This window comes from Ectobacillus ponti, assembly GCF_024294785.1.
In the GTDB taxonomy this organism is placed as follows: Bacteria; Bacillota; Bacilli; order Bacillales; family Bacillaceae_G; genus Ectobacillus; species Ectobacillus ponti.
Map to the genome: position 1 here is coordinate 1 of NZ_JANCLT010000133.1, position 500 is coordinate 500.

At 44.6% G+C, this 500-nt stretch carries 1 protein-coding gene; it reads right to left on the reverse strand.

Annotation, left to right across the window (positions count from 1 at the left end):
• Positions 1 to 264: 264 nt before the first annotated feature.
• Positions 265 to 500 (reverse strand): hypothetical protein (locus NK662_RS24890; protein WP_254761398.1); only part of this gene is annotated, 236 nt, incomplete at its 5' end.

A 500-nucleotide genomic window follows, 5' to 3' on the forward strand; every position in this document is an offset into this window, starting at 1 on the left:
TTTTTGTGCAACACCGGATAAATAAATACCAGCTCGATGATACAAATAGTTTAAGCATAACCATAGAAGTAACACAGCAGTGTTAAAAAAGAGCCAACAAATTCATGGCAGCAACATGTAACACCACACATCAAAAGTTTTCAACCCATCAGGCACGCAGGAAACGTCCACATTCCACAGACAAGCTAACACTAGCATGCATTGGCCTAATTCAGACTCTTATGAAGAGACTCAGGCTGAAGCATGATAGACTCATGATCCTCTCTACTCGATCAGATCGTCATCGTCATCTGGGAGAGGTTGTGCTGCTGCAGCCGCAAGCTCAGCCTCATGCTGTTGCTGCATTGCCAGGTCAATGGGAACTTCCGGAGGTTTAAGAGCAACAGCTTCAACGAAATGCAGGTTCGGGTCACCAGCAAGCTTCCTTGCAAGATAAAGGAAGGGCTTCTCAAAGTTGTAGTTGCTCTTGGCAGAAATTTCATAGTACTGGAGATTCTTCT